Source organism: Actinokineospora terrae, from assembly GCF_900111175.1.
Classification (GTDB): domain Bacteria; phylum Actinomycetota; class Actinomycetes; order Mycobacteriales; family Pseudonocardiaceae; genus Actinokineospora; species Actinokineospora terrae.
In genome coordinates this window covers 391,428-408,653 of the sequence record NZ_FOGI01000009.1, presented here as the reverse complement: position 1 = coordinate 408,653, position 17,226 = coordinate 391,428, and the positions used below count along the sequence as shown (strand labels likewise).

Sequence of the window (17,226 nt, the reverse complement as noted above, 5' to 3'; positions counted from 1 at the left end):
CCGGATTCCTGAAAAACTCGATCACCTGGGACCAGGGCAGCGAAATGGCGGACCACGCGAAGTTCACCGTCACCACCGGGATACCCGTCTACTTCTGCGACCCACATTCGCCCTGGCAGCGCGGAACCAACGAGAACACCAACGGACTCCTGCGCCAATACTTCCCCAAAGGCACCGACCTGTCGGTCCACTCCCAAGCCCACCTCGACCACGTCGCCCGCCAACTCAACGGACGACCCCGCATTTTTTTCGACTGGGCGTCGCCCACCGAGAAGATGAACGAACTACTGATCAACCACGGTGGCGCACCCATCACCTGAAACCAAGGGCCCCTACGACACCCGGGCAGAACCACAAAGCAGGGGCCCACAAGCAGGCCCTGCCACGGTGAGCGACGCTACGGGTGCCGTCCCCCCCCCCCCCCACACAAAACAAGTCCACCCCATCGAGCCGGCTTGGCACCAGCGGATCCGAGGAGCGCTTGTCGGCCAACGTCGTAGAGGGGCGCTTGTCAGCCAACGTCTGAGAGGGGCGTGTTGGGGCCAACGTCTGTGAGGCCGGGTGGTTGGCCAACGTTTGAGATGGGCGCGTTCGGGCCAACGGCGTAGAGGGCGCATGAGGACAAACGCCTGTGTGGGGCGCGGAGGACCAACGATCGTGAAGGCCGGGTGGAGGCCAGCGTTGGTGAGGGCCGGGTGGTCAGGTTGGGCGGACGGTGATTTCGGTGAAGTGGGCTTCGGGGGTGGCTAGGGCGGCGGTGCGGATGGCGGCGGCTACGGACTCTGGGCGTAGGTAGCGGGTGGGGTCGTAGTCGGCGCCTTCGTCCGCTCGTACGGTGCGTTGCATGTCGGTGGCGGTTCGGCCGGGGAAGATTGTGGTTACGCGGATTCCGGAGGTGGGGGTTTCCTCGCCGCGTAGGACGTCTGCGTAGGCGCGGAGGGCGAACTTGCTGGCGGCGTATGGGCCCCAGCCGGGGTGGGCGTTTTGGCCTGCGCCGGAGTTGATCAGGATTACCTGGCCCTTGGTGGTGCGGAGGGCGGGCAGGAGCAGCCGGGTCAGTTCGACTACGGCGATGACGTTGACCTCGTACATCTCGCGCCAGCGGGCTGCTGTTGCCTCGGCGAGGGGGCCGACTCGGGCGATGCCCGCGGAGTGGACCAGCAGGTCGACCTCGGCCAGGTCCGCGGTGGCGGCGGCGAGGGCGGTCGGGTCGGTGAGTTCGACGGGCCACGGGCGGGCGTCGGGGAGTTCGGCGGCGAGGGACTCCAGTGCGGCGGTGTCGCGGCCGCCGAGCAGCAGGGAGTGGGTGTCGGCGAGGGCGCGCGCGGTGGCGGCGCCGATGCCGCGGGAGGCGCCGGTGATCAGGGCGAGGGGCATGGGCCAAACCTAAAGGGGTCCGTGCGCGGCGGAAAGCGCACGGACCCCTGGTCAGGCGAAGATCACTCGCCGATGCGGCAGCCGGACTTCCAGATGGCCGCGACCGCGGGGCGCGGCTGGGCGGTGCCACCGTCGGGCCAGTGCGTCAGCGGGTTGTCGGCGCTGGCGCCGTCGAGCTCGCCCGGGTGCTGCACCGACACGAGGATGAAGTCGTCCTCGATGACCGGGCCGCAGGTCTCCGCGCCCAGCGGCACGGTGAGGAACTGCTTGAGGTAACCGCGGTAGCGGCCGGAGACCGGCACCACGAACAGGCCGTCGTTCGAGCCGAGCGCGTTGCCGTCGGTGGAGATCCACAGGTTGCCGTGGCGGTCGAAGGCGACGTTGTCCGGGCAGGAGATCGGGCTGACCTGGGTCTTGTCGTACCCGCCGAAGTAGGTGTCGGCCGTGGCCGGGTCACCGCAGACCAGCAGCAGCTTCCACGAGAAGGTGAGCGCGGTGTGGTCGCCGCGGCTCTCCTCCCACTCCAGGATGTGGCCGTGCTTGTTGCCGTTGCGCGGGTTGATCTCGGTCGGGCCTTCCTTGCCCGGCTTGCCGCGGTCGGTGTTGTTGGTCAGCGCGGCGTAGATCCGGCCGTTGACCGGGTTGGGCTGCACGTCCTCGGGGCGGTCCATCTTGGTGGCGCCGACCTTGTCCGCGGCGAGGCGGGTGAAGACGTACACCTCCTCGGCGGTGAAGCCGTCCACGAACGACTTGTCGCCGGAGGCCAGCGGGATCCACTTGCCGGAGCCGTCGAACTCGCCGTCGGTGGGCAGCTTGCCGGTGCCGTCGAACTCGGTGGCCGGGCTGTCGCCGGTGAACTGCGCGACGTAGAGGGTGCCGTCGGAGAGCAGCTTCTTGTTGTGCGCGCGGGCAGCCGGGCTGTCACCCGGGCGGTAGCGCTCCTTCGAGACGTACTTGTAGACGTAGTCGAAGCGCTCGTCGTCACCGAGGTAGGCGACGACCTTGCCGTTGCGGGCGATCTGGATGGTCGCGCCCTCGTGCTTGAACCGGCCCAGCGCGGTGTGCTTCACCGGCTTGGACCCGGGCTCGAGCGGGTCGACCTCGACGATCCAGCCGAACCGGTTGACCTCGTTGGGCTCCTTGGCCACGTCGAAGCGCCGGTCGAAGTTCTCCCACTTGCGGGTGCTGGCGGCACCGGCGAGGCCGTAGCGGGTGAGCCGGGTCTTGACGACCGGGTCGGTCACCGAACCCGCGTTGGCGAAGTACTGGTTGAAGTTCTCCTCGCCGGACAGGATCGTGCCCCACGGGGTGACGCCACCGGCGCAGTTGTTCAGCGTGCCGAACACCTTGCGGCCGGTCGGGTCCGCGGAGGTGCGCAGGAACGCGCTGCCCGCGGCCGGGCCGTCGACCTCGAACTCGGAGGTGACGGTGATCCGGCGGTTGTAGCGGCGGTCGAGCTTGGGCAGCAGCTTGCCGGTGCGCCGCTCGCGCTCGACGACGACGACCGACAGGCCGTGCGCGGCCCAGCCGATCTTGACCTGCTCCTCGGTCGGGTTGGCCTGGCTGAAGCCCTTGAACATGGCCGACTCGGTCGTGTACTCGTGGTTGCTCACCATGAGCCAGCGGTCGTGGCCGAACGGCACCAGGCCGCAGAAGTCGTTGTTGAAGCCGAACTGCTTGGCCTGCGCCGCGGCGGTCTGGTTGTCGAAGTCGAACGCGGGCGCGCCGGGCAGCACCGGGTCGCCCCAGCGGATGACGACCGAGTTGTGGTAGCCCTCCGGGGTGACGATCCGGTCCTCGCGGTTGGGCGCCACGGCGGTGAAGTCGAGGCCCTTGGGGCCGCGCGGGCGGCCGTTGCCGCCACCGTGCCCACCGTGGTCGGGGTGCGCGGCGGCGGTGCCCGCCAGGCCTGCGACACCAGCACCGGCGACGGCGAGCACCGCGCCCGCCTTCAACATGCCGCGGCGGCTGACGATCGAGCGGACGACGTCACCGAAGTAGGCGTTGTCCGAGGTGTTGGGCGCCTCGTGCGAACAGGCGTTGCCACACCGGTACTCGCACGTGATCGACGAGCGGCCGAGCGGGTGGTTCGGGGGCAACAGCGGCAGCGAGATCCGGCCGTCGGTGGTGGTCACGGAGCCTCCGTGGGTGCGGACAGTCAGTGGGAACGGCGTGAACCTAGGAGCCCGAAACCAGGTGAAGCAGTCATCCACGTGAACGGCGAGCGAACTCGTCCAGGTCCGCCCTGGTCGTCGCGCCGTGCGACCGAATCGTGACGCCCAGACGCGAACAGGGCCACCACCCGGGTGTGGGTGATGGCCCTGTTCGCTGGTCTGATCTACCGCTCGACGTCGCCGCGGATGAAGGCCTCGACGGCCTCGTAGGCGTCGTCGTCGGAGTACTGCTCGGGCGGGGACTTCATGAAGTACGAGGACGCCGAGAGGATCGGCCCGCCGATGCCCCGGTCCAGGGCGATCTTCGCCGCGCGCACCGCGTCGATGATCACGCCTGCGGAGTTGGGCGAGTCCCAGACCTCCAGCTTGTACTCCAGGTTCAGCGGGGTGTCGCCGAAGGAGCGGCCCTCCAGGCGGACGTAGGCCCACTTGCGGTCGTCGAGCCACGGCACGTGGTCCGACGGGCCGATGTGCACGTCGGCCTTGGCCATCTCGTGCGGGATCTGCGAGGTCACCGACTGCGTCTTGGAGATCTTCTTGGACTGGAGCCGCTTGCGCTCCAGCATGTTCATGAAGTCCATGTTGCCGCCGAAGTTGAGCTGGTAGGTCCGCTGCAGCTCCACACCGCGGTCCTCGAACAGCTTCGCCATCACCCGGTGCGTGATGGTGGCGCCGACCTGCGACTTGATGTCGTCGCCGACGATCGGCACGCCTGCCTCGGTGAACTTGGCCGCCCACTCCGGGTCGGAGGCGATGAACACCGGCAGCGCGTTGACGAAGGCGACGCCCGCGTCGATGGCGCACTGGGCGTAGAAGCGGTCCGCGTCCTCCGAGCCGACCGGCAGGTACGACACGAGCACGTCGACCTCGGCCTCGCGCAGCGCGGCGACCACGTCGACCGGCTGCTCGTCGGACTCGGTGATGATCTCCCGGTAGAACTCGCCGAGCCCGTCGAGGGTGTGCCCGCGCCCGACGGTGACCCCCAGCGGCGGGACGTCGCAGATCTTGATCGTGTTGTTCTCGCTGGCCACGATCGCCTCGGACAGGTCGCGGCCGACCTTCTTGGCGTCGACGTCGAACGCGGCGACGAACTCGATGTCGCGCACGTGGTAGTCGCCGAACTGGACGTGCATCAGCCCCGGCACCCGCGTCGTCGGGTCGGCGTCGCGGTAGTAGTGCACGCCCTGCACAAGCGACGCCGCGCAGTTGCCGACGCCGACGATGGCCACCCGCACGCTCTGGCGGTTCTCGCCCATGCCGGTTCTCCTTCTCGTTTCCCGCCGCGCGCCTGGCGCGGTCCGTTCGTCACAGGCACCCGCTGACGGCGGGCCTGCCTGTCGGTCAGTCCGATGGGTCGCGCTGCTCGCTCTGCTCGTGGGCGATCAGCTCGTTGAGCCAGCGCACCTCGCGCTCGCTGGTCTCGAGGCCCAGCCGGTGCAGCTCCCGGGTGTAGCGGTCGATCTGCTCGCCCGCGCGCGCCATGGACGAGCGGAGGCCCTCCCTGCGCTCCTCGACCCTGCGCCGCCTGCCCTCGAGGATGCGCATGCGCACCTCGGCAGGCGTGCGGGAGAAGAACGCCATGTGCACACCGAAGGCCTCGTCGTCCCAGGTCTGCGGGCCCGCGTCGACGAGCAGCTCGGCGAAGTGCTCCTTGCCCTCGGCGGTGAGCTTGTAGACGCGCTTGCCGCGCCTGCCCCACGACCGGTCGCCCTCCGGCGCCTCTTCGGCGATCCACCCGGACCGCAGCAGCCGCCGCAGCGTCGGGTAGAGCGAGCCGTAGGAGAAGGTGCGCAACGTCCCGAGCAGGTCGTGCAAGCGCTTGCGCAGCTCGTAGCCGTGCATCGGGGCCTCGTGGAGCAACCCGAGGATCGCGAACTCGAGCACGGGCACCCCCTTCGAGCCTCGTCTTGCCGCCACCGCACTGGTCCAGCCCCACCCGGCGCACCGCTTGGCGTGGGTTGACCTACTGGACACTTATATCGTGCCGATACATCGCGAGCCTCGCCAACTCGCCTGCCTGTGTCAATCACCACGTAGGAACCACGCCGTTTCGCGTTTGACCGCCCGCCACCCCGTCCCGGCCAGGTCAGGGCCAGCAGAGGTCACGAATCCGGCTGGCGGAGCATGTCGGCGCCGCCAATCGGCTCACCGGCGTGATAACGCGGCCGCGTAGGCTGTCGGCGTGCGAACGCAGCGGCAGGTGGTCGACTACGCGTTGCAGCGGAGATCGCTGCTCGCGGAGGTCTACTCGGGTCGTGTCGGCACCAACGAGGTGTGCGACGCGAACCCGTACCTGCTGCGTGCCGCGAAGTTCCACGGACAACCCACCGACGTGACCTGCCCGGTCTGCCGCAAGGAACACCTGACCACCGTCAACTGGGTCTACGGCGACGAGCTCAAGCACGCCTCCGGTTCGGCGCGCGCGCCGGAGGAGTTGGTCAGGATGGCGGGGGTGTTCGAGGAGTTCACGGTCTACACCGTCGAGGTCTGCCGGACATGTTCGTGGAACCACCTGGTGCAGTCGTACGTCTTGGGGACCGGGGGAGTCCCCACCCGCAGGAGGACGGCAGCCGAGTGATGCGCTTTGCGTGACCGGGTTCCCTCGCGAGCACATCGCACTGCCGCGCGTGACCACCGAACGACGTCCCGACGCTGGGCGCCGGTCTGGGAGGCTTTTTCGTGAACGACCACAGTGACCATCGACGACGGCCGGAACCGGAGTGGCCAACCGGCGACGAGCCGGACGCGGGCCGTGCCAAGCCCGGGGGGCAGCCCGCCCAGCCGGAGGAGCGCACGGGCTTCTGGAGCCCGCTGTGGGAAGAGGACGGCGACGGCGACGACAGCCGTGCGCAGCGCCAGGGTGACGAGGTGGCCGGTCCGCCCGGTGGCCGCGGCCCCGCGGGCCCGCCCGCTCCCGGCCGGGGTGGTCCCGGCGCACCGATCGGTGGCCGCGGTCCTGGTGGTCCCGGCCCCAACGGCGGCCCTGGCCCCAACGGCGGCCCTGGCCCCAGCGGCGGCCCTGGCCCCAACGGCGGCCCTGGCCCCAGTGGTGGCCCTGGCCCCAACGGCGGCCCTGGCCCCAGTGGTGGCCCTGGTCCCAACGGCGCTCCCGGTCCGAACGGCGGTCCCGGTCTCAACGGTGGCCCTGGCCCTAACGGCGCTCCCGGACCCAACGGCGGTCCCGGGCCGCAGGGTGGCCCCGGTGGTCCTGGTCCCAACGGTGGTCCCGGTTCGCAGGGCGGCCCCGGTGGTCCCGGTGGCGGTCCCGGTGGACCAGGTCGCCCGGGTGGTCCCGGCGGTCCCGGGCGCCCAGGTCCCGGTGGACCCGGCCCGCGTGGTCCCGTCGGCCCGGGTGGTCCCGGCGCGACCGCGATCGTCGGCGGCCCAGGCGGCCCAGGCGGTCCTGGTGGACCCGGCGGTCCTGGTGGCCCAGGTGGACCTGGTGGCCCGCGCAGGCCGGGCCCCGGTGGCCCCGGACCCGCTGACCCGACCATGGCCATCGCCGCACCGAACCGCGACGCGGACCGCACCGTCGCCCTCGGCCACGGCGCCCGCCCCGACCCCGGCGAGGCGCCGACGGTCTTCATGACCAAGACGCCCGGCCAGGCGCGGTCCGAGCCGGAGCTGCTGACCCACCGCGAGCCCGAGCTCGAAGAGGGCTACGGCGACGACGACTTCGACGACGAGGACAAGGGCCCGACCGAAGAGGAACTGCGCGCCATGCGCAAGAAGAAGATCTGGCGGCGGGTCCGGCGCACCATCTACGTGGCCGCCGCGCTGATGTTCATCGGCCCGGTGCTGGCCTTCTTCATCACCTACCAGCTCGTCGACGTGGACAACCCCGAGGACGTGGCCCGCAACCAGGCCAAGGTCGTCACGCTGCTCTACAACAACGGCGAGGAGATGTCGAAGGTCGCCGGGTCCGGCGCGAACCGGGTGATGCTCAAGCCGGAGGACATCCCGGACGACATCAAGCACGCGGTCTACGCGGCCGAGGACGACACCTTCGAGACCAACTCCGGCTTCGACATCGGCGGCATCATGCGCGCGGTGTGGAGCAACGCCACCGGTGGTGGCGGTGGTGGGTCGACGATCAGCCAGCAGTACATCAAGCAGGCCAGTGGCGACGACGACCCCACGCTCAGCCGCAAGTGGGTCGAGGTCGTGAAGGCCTACAAGATGAACAAGACCTACGACAAGAAGTACATCATCACCGCGTACCTCAACACGGTGTACTTCGGTCGTGGCGCCTACGGCATCGCGGCCGCGGCGAAGGCGTACTACGGCATCGACGACCTCAAGCAGGTCACCCGGCCGCAGGCGGCGCTGCTGGCGGGCATGATCCAGACGCCCGCGAAGTCGAAGCTGCCCGAGTACCAGAAGAAGCGGTACGAGTACGTGTCCGGCCGGATGGTCGTCAACGGGTGGATGTCCGACCAGGAGCGGTCCTCGGCGGCGTTCCCGACCCCGCTCGAGGCGCAGGCGGGCAAGACCGCCTCGCTGACCGGGCCGCGGGCGAAGATCCCGTTCCTCGTGCTGGAGGAGCTCGAGGACCTCGGCTTCGACGACGCCAGGCTCAAGCAGAACGGCTACAAGATCACCACGACCATCGACCCGCGCGCGCAGCAGGTCATGGAGGACTCGGTCGCCCAGGTGATGCAGGGCCAGCCCGCGAACATGCACATGGGGATGGTCGCGGTCGACCCGAAGACCGGCGGGATCATCGCCTACTACCCGGGCAGCGATCCCAACGGCACGAACTGGGCCAACATCAAGCAGGAACCCGGGTCGTCGTTCAAGCCGTTCGACCTGGTCGGACTGCTCAAGCTGGGCAAGGGCCTGCAGGAGATGTACGACAGCACGCCCAAGAGCTTCGGCGGGTCGAAGGTCGTCAAGAACGCGAGCAAGCCCAGCTGCGGGGAGTGCACGGTCGCCACGGCCATGAAGGAGTCGCTGAACGTCGTGTTCAGCGACATGGTCTACCACGACGTGAAGCCCGCCGGGGTCGCCGAGGCGGCCAAGGAAGCGGGCATCACCTCGGACCTGTCCAAGGCGCTCGACCTCAACATCGCCATCGGCGGTGGCCAGACCCTGGTCAGCGCCAGGGAGATGGCCACCGCGTACGCCACCTTCGCCTCCGGCGGGGTGCGCAGGCCATCGCACCTGGTGGCCAAGGTCGAGTACCCGGACGGCGGCGCGGCCTGGGAGGCCTCGGCCGAGCCGTCCTACGCCGAGGCGCTGGCGTTCGACCCGAACAACCCGGACACCAACTCCAAGATCGCCCGCAACGTCACCGAGTCGCTGCTGCCGATCCCGAAGTCCTCGAAGATCGAGTGCGCCAAGGACCGGCCGTGCGCAGGCAAGACCGGCACGCACCAGTACACCAACCCGCAGGGCGTGGAGACCGCCGACAACGCCAAGGCGTGGATGGTCGGCTACACCCCGCAGGTGTCGGCGGCCGCCGCGCTGAGCGCCGAGAACGGTGCCCCGCTCAAGGCGGCGGACGGCAAGACGGTCTACGGCTCCGGGTTGCCGGGCAAGGCGTGGCAGAAGTTCATGAACGCCTACCTCGCCGACGCGCCGAAGGAGAACTTCCCCCGGTTCGTGCCCATCGGCGAGCCGGAGAAGCCGACCCAGTCCAGCGTGCCGAAGCCGACGACGACCGACAACGTGCCGCCGCCGGTGACCACGACGGACCCGCAGCCGCCGGTGACCACCACGACGACGGAGACCGACGACCCGAACCCGTCGGCGACCACCACCCGGACGAAGCCGAAGCCGACCACGACCGACATACCACTACCGGGTAACAACTAGCCGGGCGCTACTGGCTAGATCACCGAACCATCCCGGGGTCGGGGGCTCACCGCCCGCCGACCCCGGGTGTTTTTTGCCCCGCCGCCCTACCCCATCCGCACACCGCAGGCCGTAGCATCGCCGCGTGCCAGGCGATCCAGAGCGGCCAGACGAGGCCGAGCGACCGGTCGAGGTCGGGACCAAGCCGTCGGCCGAGTCCCCGGCCGCGGGCGACTCCCCGACCCGGGGCGATGCCCCCGTCGAGGTCGTCCCCGGGGTCGGCCAGGTCGCCGACACCGCGTCGTTGAGCGAGCAGGAGCGGGTGCGCCCGTCCTGGTCGGAGTCGATGGCCGCTGGTGCGTCCGGCCCCATCGGCGGCCCGCTCGGCAGGCACGCGGTGGTCGGCAGGCACTGGTTCTGGACGCCGCTGCGGGTGGCGCTGCTGCTGGCGGTGGTGGGGCTGGCGCTGGGCTGGTTCACCAAGGCCGCGTGCGTGCAGCAGTACAACTCGGGCGACAAGCTGGAGCTGGACTGGCGGTCGAACCGGCCGTTCGTGGCGATGTGCTACTCCGACATCGTCCCGCTCTACACAGCGGAGCGGTTGGACAAGCCGGACACGTTCCCCTACAAGACCTCCTGGTACGACGACGAGGGCAAGCCGACCCAGCAGCTGCGGTACATGGAGTACCCGGTGCTCACCGGCATGTTCCAGTGGGTCAACGCCAAGCTGACGCACGGCTACATCGAGGTCGCGAAGCAGGGCTGGCTGCCGACGGCGCTGCCGGTGGTCATCTACTTCACCTTCAGCGTGCTGTGGTTGTCGCTGGCGTGGCTGATCACCATCTGGACGACCGGCCGCACGGCTCGACATCGACCGTGGGACGCGGCGTTCATCGCGCTCTCGCCGCTGGTCGCCGTGCACGCCTTCACCAACTTCGACACCCTGGCCACGGCCTTCGCCGCCGCCGCGCTGCTGGCGTGGTCGCGCAAGAAGCCGGGGGTCGCCGGTGTCCTCATCGGTCTCGGCGCCGCGGCGAAGCTCTACCCGGCGTTCCTGCTCGGCGCGCTGCTGGTGCTGTGCCTGCGCTCCGGGCGGATGAAGGACTGGTGGAACGCCACCGGTCTCGCCGCGTTCACCTGGACCATCTGCAACGCCTGGCTGATCATCCCCGAGCAGTACCGGCAGGGCTGGTGGGAGTTCTTCCGGCGCAACTCCGAGCGCGGCGCCGACCCGGACTCGCTCTACAACGTGCTGATGAAGTTCACCGGCTGGGAGGGCTTCGACGGCCAGGTGCCCTTCGGCGAGTCGCCGACCTGGCTGAACCTGGTCAGCGCGCTGCTGTTCGTGGCGGCCTGCGCGGGCATCGCGTTCGTCGCGCTGCACGCCAAGACCCGGCCGCGGGTGGCGCAACTGTCGTTCCTGGTGGTCGCCGCGTTCCTGCTGACCAACAAGGTGTGGAGCCCGCAGTACAGCCTGTGGCTGGTGCCGATCGCGGTGCTGGCGCTGCCCAGGTGGAAGCTGCTGCTGGCCTGGATGACCATCGACGCCCTGGTCTGGGCGCCGCGGATGATGTACTACCTGGGCGAGAGCAACAAGGGCCTGCCGGAGGAGTGGTTCCTCGGCACGGTGGTGCTGCGCGACCTGGCGGTCATCGTCATCTGCGTCGTGATCCTCTACGAGATCTACCACCCGGAGCGCGACCTGGTCCGGCGCTTCCCCGGCGACGACCCGGCCGGTGGCGTCCTGGAGGGTGCCCCGGACAAGGTCGTCATCCGCTCGCGCAAGCACGAGGCGCCGCCGCAGGCCGAGGCCCCCGAGGAGCGCGAGCCGGTCCCGACCGCCTAGCGCGGGACTGTCCTCACCGCAGGAATGCGTGCCGGTCCCGGTGGTCGCTCGCCGGGAGGTAGACGTCGGCGGAGTGCTCGATGCTGACGCCCGCCTTGTCGAACGAGTGCAGGACCGCGCGGTTGAGCTCCAGCGCCGCGCGGTCGCGCCAGAGGGTGCGCTCGCGCGTGGTGTCGAGGCCGAGCCGTTCGGCGACGACCGCGGCCATCCCGTAGGCGGCGTCCTCGCCGAGCACGTCCTCGCCGATGGCGCGGCAGATGTAGACGCCGTTGTAGGGCGCGGCCGGGTAGTCGATGCCGCCGATGCGCAGCCGGGTGTTCGCGATGACCGGCACCGCGTGCCAGCGCAGCCCCAGCTCGGCGAACCAGGCGAGCTCCGGGTGGGTGAGCCGGACCTCGAGCACCGCGTCGCGCGGGATCGGGAACAGCCGCACCCCGTCGTCGCCGCACTCGACCACCAGCGGCAGCAGGTCGAACGCGCCGCGCGGGGTCGGCGGCCGCCAGCCGAGCTTGCCGACGCCGGTGGTGAAGTCGATGTACCTGCGGTCGCCGAGCACGTGCGAGAGCTCGCGGTAGCCCGCGTACCTGACCAGCTGGTCGTTGCGGATGCGCGGGCCCGGCCGCCACGGCGAGTCCGGCGCGAACACGCTGACCACCGGTCGGATGACGCCGGTGCCGGTGGCCATCCGCAGGTGCCGCACGCACTCGGCGGCCACGTCCGCCGCGGCGCGGACCTCGCGCAGGTCGCGGACCAGCAGGCCGCGCCACGGGATGCTCTCCGGGCACCAGCCGCTCTCGCGCAGCGCGAGCCGGGCGCCGTAGGCCAGCTCGGCCGGGGTGTGCCGGTAGGTGCCGGTCGCGGCGATCTCGGCGCGGACCTTGGCCAGCCGCGCGTCCAGCGGCCCGGCCTTGGGCCTGGCCTCGTGGAAGGCGCGCAGGAAGTGCTCGGCCGCCTGGTACAGCGGGTTGCCGACGGACCGCGCGCGGGCCGCGGGGGCCGGGCTGACCGGTGCTGGGCTGACCGGCGCGGTGGTGACCGTTGGTACCTCGGCGGACAGGGTCGTGCGGGGGGTGGTTGGCAGGGTGGCGCGGGGGGCGGTGGGCAGGACAGGCTCGTCGCGCAGGGCGGTCACATCACTGGATATCGGTACGCAAACCTGCGGCCTCGACTACTCGGTCGTGTGGTCCTGCCGAGAGCGATGTGACTGTCGGTCAGTCATTCACTCGTTCGAAGATGAGATCGCGACTGATTCGCCCCTCTTCCCGGGCGCGCGACTCGAACTTCGTCACCGGACGCCAGTCCGGCCGGGGTGCCCAGCCGTCGAACCGGTTGCGCAGCAGCGGTTGCCCCGAGAGCACCTCGAGCATCTGGTCGGCGTACTCGGCCCAGTCGGTCGCCATGTGCACCGTGCCGCCGGGCGCCAGCCGCGATGCCAGCAGCGCCACGAAGTCCGGCTGCACCAACCGTCGCTTGTGGTGCTTCTTCTTCGGCCACGGGTCCGGGAAGAACAGCCGCACCGCCGAGAGCGAGCCGGGGGCGATGTGCGCGCCGAGCAGCACGACGGCGTCGCCGCGCAGCATCCGCAGGTTGGTCAGCCCCATCGCCTCGGCCCGCAGGATCAGCTGCGCGAGGCCGGGCTGGTAGACGTCGATCGCCAGGTAGTTCGTCCCCGGCTCGGCCTGCGCGAGCAGCGAGGTGGTCTCGCCCATGCCGGAGCCGATCTCCAGCAGCAGCGGCGCCGCGCGGCCGAACCACGAGTCGGTGTCGAGCGGGCCCTGCGGCAGTTCCGGGACCTGCTTGCCCAGGTGCGGCCAGGACCGCTGCCACGCCCGGTCCTGGCCGACGGTCATGCGACCGCCCCGGTGCACGAAGCTGACGATCGAGCGCTTGCGGGAAACCTGGTCGGTCGGTGTCACCCGCCCAGGGTGCCATCCGGCCGCTGCTCCGGTCGCAGGGACTCCAGCCGGGACAGGTTCGCGCGCAGGTCCGGCAGCCCCTGCACCCGGACCGGCTCGGGCGGGCTGCCCGCGTGCACGCCGATCACGTCGATCCAGCCGGGGTGGCGGTGGGTGTGCGCCAGGGTGGTGGGCATCCCCGGCTCGGCCAGGGTGCGCTCCGAGGGCATGTACTCCCAGTAGCCCGAGTCGCCGTCCACGCCCCACGGCACGAACACCCAGCCCGGTCTCGCGTCCAGCAGCTTGGCGACCCTGTCCTCGACGGCGAACCCCTCCCGGCGGGAGCTCAGCTCGCCCGAGGCGATCGCGCGCAGCCACCACGGCGCGGGTAAGGCGGGATCCGCGGCCACGACCGCGCGGTAGAGGGCGATCACCTGGGCCTCCGGCGCGCGGTGCACCCAGGCGCGGCGCGCATCGGCCGGGGTGGCCGCGGGCGGGCCGCCCGGCTGCTCCAGCGCCTCCGACCACTCCAGGCCGATCAGCGGTTCGACGTGCAGTCCGCGTTGCGCGGGCACGGCGTGCTGCCGCCCGGCGTTCGCGGCGCTGTCGTTCGTGCTGGCGTCAAGCACCGTCAAGGTCCACCTCCACGGGTTCCGAGACGGGTCCGTGAGTCCATCTGACCCCGGGAGCCGACCGAAGTCTTCCGCCTGTGCTCTGACTCACACCTACTTAACGTGGTCTTAATCCTGATGCTTGTTGTAGGAAAATTCGGGCCCGAAGGCCAGGGTCGGAAGTCCTTCAGGCGTCGCGGCGCTGCGCCGACAAGATTCCGGCGGCCAGCACCGCGGCCGCGACGGCGGCGAAGTAGGCCAGGTAGCCCCACGGGCCCAGCGGCAGGTCCCGCAGCTGCGGGATGTCGTCCTGCAGGCCGAGGAACCGGTCGGCGGCGAAGAACGGCAGCCAGTGCTGGATGTCGTCGCCGATCTTGGGGATCAGCCCGATCAGGCCCTCCACCAGCAGCGCGTAGACCAGCAGCACGGCGACGGCCCCCGCGGTCTGCCGGATCAGCATGCCGACGCCCAGCGCCAGCACCGCGGTGATGCCGAAGACCAGCACCTGACCGGCGACCGCGCGCCAGTCCTGCGCGGTGTCGAGCGCGAGCTCCGGGAAGGAGTTGATCGCCTGGAACACCGCCCAGCTGCCGAAGCCGACCGCGGCGCCGATCAGCATCGCCGGGATCGCGGTCACCGCGGTCTTGGCCAGCAGCGCGGTGGCCCGGTGCGGCACGACCTGGAAGGTGCTGCGGATGGTGCCGAAGCGGTACTCGCTGGTGATCGACAGCGCCGCCATCACCAGCACCACCGCGCGCCCGAGGCTGGACAGCATCTGGGTGATGTAGACCCCGTTGCCCGCGTCCCCCGGCTGGATCTGGGCCTGGCTGGCGATCAGCGCGGTCAGCCCGACCGGCAGCGCGATGGCGAGCAGCGCGCACCACCACGGCGAGCGGGTGGAGAGCAACTTGATCCGCTCGGCGTTGAGCACGCTCATGCCCGCTCCTCCTGGCTCGCGGCGACATCGGGTGCCAGCCTGCCGGTCTCCACCGTCCGGTACTCGACGCTGTCGCCGGTCAGCTGGATGAAGGCCTGCTCCAGCGAGCCGACCTGCGGGCTGAGCTCGTGCAGCGTGATCTGCCGCGCCGCGGCCAGCTCGCCGATCGCCGGGCTGTCCATCCCGGACACCCGCAGCGCGTCGCCGTCGTCGCTGATCCCGGCGCCTGCCGCGAGCAGGTACTCGCCGAGCTTCTCCAGTTCCGGGCTGCGCACCAGGACCGTGCTCTCGGTGGCGTGCGCGATGAACTCGTCGACGGTGCCCTGGTGGATGAGCTTGCCGCGGCCGATGACGACCAGGTCCTGCGCGGTCTGCGCCATCTCGGAGAGCAGGTGGCTGGAGACGAACACGGTGCGGCCCTCGTCGGCCAGCTTGTGCATGAACTTGCGGATCCAGAGGATGCCCTCGGGGTCGAGGCCGTTGACCGGTTCGTCGAACAGCAGCACCTTCGGGTCGCCGAGCAGGGCGGCGGCGATGCCGAGCCGCTGGGACATGCCCAGGGAGAAGCCGCCCGCGTTCTTGTCGGCCACCGCGGTCAGCCCGACCAGGTCGAGCACCTCGTCGATGCGCCGCTTGGGCAGCTTCGTCGCCGCGGCCAGCCACCGCAGGTGGGCGCGCGCGGAGCGGTTGGGGTGGACCCACTTGGCGTCGAGCAGGGCACCGACGGTGCGCAGCGGCTGGTGCAGGTCCCAGTAGTGCTGCCCGTCGATGCGCACGTCACCCGCGGTCGGGCGGTCGAGGCCGAGGATCATCCGCATCGTGGTCGACTTGCCGGCGCCGTTGGGCCCGAGGAAGCCGGTGACCTTGCCCTCGCTGACGGTGAATGACAGGTTGTCGACCGCGACGGTGCGGCCGTAGTGCTTGGTCAGACCGGTCGCCTCGATCATGCGCCCGATACTGGCACCAATCCCCCACGCCCGCAGGCCTGACCGGGAAAGTGCCGGAGCCCGGGCCGCCGTGGTGGCGACCCGGGCTCCGCATCCCCGGAAAAGAGGTCCTGCCGCTCCCCGAATGACCGGCGGGACCGTGCTCGATCAGGCGTCTCGCTTGTTGGCGACCACCAGCGAGGCCACCAGCAGGACGGCGGCGACACCGGCGAAGTAGGCGAGCGAGGCCCAGGGGCCCATCGGGGCGTCCGGCCCGGTGCCGTTGAGGAAGCGACCCGCGACGGTGAACGGCATCCAGTCGTGGATGTCGTCGCCGATCCCGGGGATCAGCTGCACCAGGTTCTCCACCAGCAGCGGCCAGATGAGCAGGATCGAGATCGCCCCGGCCGACTGGCGGACCAGCGTGCCGACCGCGACCGAGATGACCGAGGCGATGGCGTAGACCAGGCCGACCCCGGCGACCATCCGCCAGTCGGCGCCGGTCGTGATCGCCATCTCCGGGCCGCCGTCGATGGCGTAGGTGGTCACCCAGGAGCCGAACGCCGCGACCTCGCCGATCACCGCGGCCAGCACCGCGACGACGGCGGTCTTGGCCACCAGCACCGAGGTGCGCTTGGGCACCGCCTGGAAGGTGGCCCGGATGGTGGCGAACCGGTACTCGGTGGTGATCGCCAGCGCCGCCATCACCGAGACGACCATCAGGCCGAACTGCATGCCGAACTGGCTGTGCTCCACGGTCAGCGGTCCGCCGTTGTGGTTGAGCCCCACCAGCGCGGCGAAGCCGATGGTGAGCCCGAGCGCGAGGAAGGCGGACCACCACGGCGAGCGGGTGGTGAACAGCTTGATCCGCTCGGTGGCGAGCAGGGTGGTCATCAGGCGTCCCTCCGGTTGGCCACGACGATGGCGATGCCGAGCAGCACGGCGGCGAAGGCGGCGAAGACGCCGATCGCGGGCCACGGGCCGAGCACCGCGTCCGAGGGCGGCGGTCCCTGCAGCACGTCGCGGGTGGTCGGGTCCGGGTTGCCGGTGACCAGCTTGTTGGCGATGTTGAACGGCATCCACTTGTGGATGTCGTCGCCGACCCTGGGGATGAGCTGCACCAGCGGCTCGACCAGCTGGTTCCAGATCAGCAGGACCGCGATGGCCCCGGCGGAGTGCCGGATCAGCACGCCGACGGCGACCGCGACGACCGCGGACAGCGCGTAGACGAGTCCGACGCCCGCCACCGCGCGCCACTCGTAGGCGGTGTTGATCGCCAGGTCGACGTTGGGCTTGATCGCGCCTGCGATGCCCCACGACCCGAACGCGGCGATCTCACCGACGACCGCGGCCAGCACCGCGACCACGGTGGCCTTGGCGACCAGGGTGGACGGGCGGTTGGGCACGGCCAGGAAGGTGGCCCGGATGGTGGAGAACCGGTACTCGGTGGTGATCGCCAGCGTCGCCATCACCATCACCACGACCAGGCCGAAGCCGTAGCCGAACTGGGTGGCGGCGACGTTGAGCGGGGCGATGGCCTCGTCCGAGGTGCCCGCCATGAGAGCGCCGAAGCCGATGGTGAGCACCAGGGCGATGAGGGTGCACCACCACGGCGAGCGGGTGGTGAAGAGCTTGATCCGTTCTACCGCGAGCAGCGTCATGAC

The 17,226-nt window shown here is 70.5% G+C and carries 15 protein-coding genes; 4 read left to right on the top strand and 11 right to left on the bottom strand.

Annotated elements, in window-relative coordinates; all coding sequences use genetic code 11:
• Nucleotides 1-320, top strand: a 320-nt coding sequence (locus BMY07_RS22800; protein WP_143073597.1) for an IS30 family transposase, incomplete at its 5' end; no start/stop codon positions are given.
• Between the two features lie 379 nt (nt 321-699).
• Here the strand turns inward: BMY07_RS22800 and BMY07_RS22795 are convergent.
• The 4 genes from BMY07_RS22795 to BMY07_RS22780 all read right to left on the bottom strand — a co-directional run bounded on the left by BMY07_RS22795 (nt 700) and on the right by BMY07_RS22780 (nt 5,435).
• A complete protein-coding gene (locus BMY07_RS22795) occupies nt 700-1,377 on the bottom strand; it encodes an SDR family oxidoreductase (RefSeq protein ID WP_092782199.1) in 678 nt (225 codons plus the stop codon).
• Nucleotides 1,378-1,439: 62 nt separating this feature from the next.
• Complete coding sequence (locus BMY07_RS22790; RefSeq protein ID WP_092782197.1) at nt 1,440-3,512, bottom strand: PhoX family protein; 2,073 nt, start codon at nt 3,510-3,512, stop codon at nt 1,440-1,442.
• 203 nt (nt 3,513-3,715) lie between these two features.
• Complete coding sequence (locus tag BMY07_RS22785) at nt 3,716-4,807, bottom strand: inositol-3-phosphate synthase (protein ID WP_092782194.1); 1,092 nt, start codon at nt 4,805-4,807, stop codon at nt 3,716-3,718.
• A gap of 85 nt (nt 4,808-4,892) precedes the next feature.
• On the bottom strand, nt 4,893-5,435 hold the full coding sequence (locus BMY07_RS22780) for a PadR family transcriptional regulator (protein ID WP_092782336.1): 543 nt from the start codon (nt 5,433-5,435) through the stop codon (nt 4,893-4,895).
• 298 nt (nt 5,436-5,733) lie between these two features.
• Between BMY07_RS22780 and BMY07_RS22775 the strand changes: the two genes are divergently transcribed.
• From BMY07_RS22775 to BMY07_RS22760, 3 genes are all read left to right on the top strand, one after another.
• Nucleotides 5,734-6,129, top strand: a complete 396-nt coding sequence (locus BMY07_RS22775) for a DUF5318 domain-containing protein (protein WP_092782191.1) — start codon at nt 5,734-5,736, stop codon at nt 6,127-6,129.
• A 914-nt stretch (nt 6,130-7,043) separates the two neighbouring features.
• The gene (locus BMY07_RS22765) at nt 7,044-9,368 is read left to right on the top strand and encodes a transglycosylase domain-containing protein (RefSeq protein WP_092782185.1); all 2,325 of its coding nucleotides are present in this window, start codon (nt 7,044-7,046) and stop codon (nt 9,366-9,368) included.
• Nucleotides 9,369-9,669: 301 nt separating this feature from the next.
• Entirely contained in the window at nt 9,670-11,193 is a 1,524-nt protein-coding gene (locus tag BMY07_RS22760) for a glycosyltransferase family 87 protein (RefSeq protein ID WP_425426342.1), read from the top strand.
• 13 nt (nt 11,194-11,206) lie between these two features.
• On the opposite strand, the gene BMY07_RS22755 is transcribed toward BMY07_RS22760, so the two are convergent.
• The 7 genes from BMY07_RS22755 to BMY07_RS22725 all read right to left on the bottom strand — a co-directional run bounded on the left by BMY07_RS22755 (nt 11,207) and on the right by BMY07_RS22725 (nt 17,223).
• Complete coding sequence (locus BMY07_RS22755; RefSeq protein ID WP_245782576.1) at nt 11,207-12,325, bottom strand: nitric oxide synthase oxygenase; 1,119 nt, start codon at nt 12,323-12,325, stop codon at nt 11,207-11,209.
• Nucleotides 12,326-12,404: 79 nt separating this feature from the next.
• Nucleotides 12,405-13,043 (bottom strand): tRNA (guanosine(46)-N7)-methyltransferase TrmB, encoded by a 639-nt coding sequence (trmB, locus tag BMY07_RS22750; RefSeq protein ID WP_218150732.1) that lies wholly within the window; start codon nt 13,041-13,043, stop codon nt 12,405-12,407.
• Between the two features lie 62 nt (nt 13,044-13,105).
• Complete coding sequence (locus BMY07_RS22745) at nt 13,106-13,717, bottom strand: hypothetical protein (protein ID WP_342741552.1); 612 nt, start codon at nt 13,715-13,717, stop codon at nt 13,106-13,108.
• 169 nt (nt 13,718-13,886) lie between these two features.
• Nucleotides 13,887-14,636 (bottom strand): hypothetical protein, encoded by a 750-nt coding sequence (locus tag BMY07_RS22740; protein WP_092782179.1) that lies wholly within the window; start codon nt 14,634-14,636, stop codon nt 13,887-13,889.
• Nucleotides 14,633-15,583, bottom strand: a complete 951-nt coding sequence (locus BMY07_RS22735) for an ABC transporter ATP-binding protein (protein WP_092782176.1) — start codon at nt 15,581-15,583, stop codon at nt 14,633-14,635. Before BMY07_RS22735 ends, BMY07_RS22740 begins: the two co-directional genes overlap by 4 nt.
• Nucleotides 15,584-15,730: 147 nt before the next feature.
• Nucleotides 15,731-16,456, bottom strand: coding sequence for a hypothetical protein (locus BMY07_RS22730; protein ID WP_092782173.1), 726 nt, complete (start codon nt 16,454-16,456; stop codon nt 15,731-15,733).
• Nucleotides 16,456-17,223 (bottom strand): hypothetical protein, encoded by a 768-nt coding sequence (locus tag BMY07_RS22725; protein WP_092782170.1) that lies wholly within the window; start codon nt 17,221-17,223, stop codon nt 16,456-16,458. The genes BMY07_RS22730 and BMY07_RS22725 overlap by 1 nt, the downstream gene beginning before the upstream one ends.
• Nucleotides 17,224-17,226 lie beyond the last annotated feature (3 nt).